This is a genomic window from Nocardia miyunensis NBRC 108239 (assembly GCF_001613065.1).
GTDB lineage: Bacteria > Actinomycetota > Actinomycetes > Mycobacteriales > Mycobacteriaceae > Nocardia > Nocardia miyunensis.
Window position 1 is genome coordinate 1 of sequence record NZ_BDBQ01000190.1, and the last position, 1363, is coordinate 1363.

The 1363-nt window shown below is 67.1% G+C and carries 1 pseudogene; it reads left to right on the forward strand.

Annotated features, from left to right (window positions below):
• Positions 1-72: 72 nt before the first annotated feature.
• Positions 73-1363: pseudogene (locus NM2_RS46915) on the forward strand (ISL3 family transposase); the annotation flags it as partial.

Below are 1363 nucleotides of genomic sequence, written 5' to 3' on the forward strand. Positions count from 1 at the left end.
GGGAGTGTCGGATTGCCGGCTCTGGCTCACTTCCGGTGGCTGAGCGTGGTCGCCTGACGGCACGATGCCTGGGTGGGTGAGGTGAATGTTGCTGTCGGGCTGGTGTTCTCGGGTTTGTCGGCGTTGGTGGTCGACGAGGTTGTCGATGAGGGCTGCAGGCTGGTGGTGCGGGCCCGGACAGCGCCTGGGGCGGCGGTGTGCTCGCGCTGCGGTGAGGAGTCGGAGAAAGTCCACAGCTACCACCACCGGACCGTCGCTGACCTGCCCGTCGACGGTCGCGTGGTGATCGTGCGGGTGCGGGTTCGGCGGCTGGTTTGCCCGACATCGCAGTGCTGCAAGACTTTCCGTGAACAGGTGCCCGGGCTTCTCGAACGCTATCAACGGCGAACGACCCGGCTGACCGGTCAGGTGCGTTCGATCGTGAGAGAACTGGCCGGTCGGGGTGCGGTCCGCGTGCTGGCCGCGTTACCGGTTCGACTGTCCCGGCATACCGCGGTGCGGGTCCTGTTGGCGATCCCGCTACCGCACCGGCTGGTTCCTCGGGTGGTCAGCGTGGACGACTTCGCCCTGCGTCGCCGAAACCGTTACGGCACAGCGGTCATCGATGCGGTAACTCACGAACGGATCGACGTACTGGCCGACCGCAAGTCCGACACTCTCGAAACATGGCTACGGAACAATCCTGGCGTCGAGGTCGTCGTCCGTGACGGATCGGCCACCTATGCCGAAGCGATCCGCCGCGCAGTGCCCGCCGCGTTGCAGGTCAGCGATCGCTGGCACCTGTGGCACGGCCTGGCCCGATCGGTGCGGGAAGTCGTCGCCGCGCACGGCCGATGCTGGGCAGCGGCCGGCCCGAAACGGCAAACACTCACCCGCGAGACCACCACGTTGGAGCGCTGGCATGCGGTGCACGATCTGCTCGATCGAGGTGTCGGGCTGCTGGACTGCGCCCGGCGTCTGGGCCTGGCGTTGAACACGGTGAAGCGCTACGCCCGCGCATCCGAGCCGGACCAGCTGCGCCGCCCACCGTATTACCGCGCCTGCCTGGTCGACCCTTACCGCGACCACTTGCGGCAGCGCCGCATCGAGCAGCCTGGGGTTCCGGTCCTGCACCTGTTCCACGAGATCACAGCGCTTGGTTACACCGGCAGCGGCGAACCTGCTGCATAAATACCTCAACCAGGGGCGCGCCGAAAGCGACCGCATCTGCCCCTCGCCGCGTCGGCTGACTTCATGGATCATGAGCCGGCCCACCGATCTTCCCGCCGGACGCCGGGCTCATCTGGACGAACTTCTCGGGGCGTGTCCCGAGATGACCGACCTGGCTCGGCTCGTCGGCGAGTTCGCAATGATCCTGGTCGAA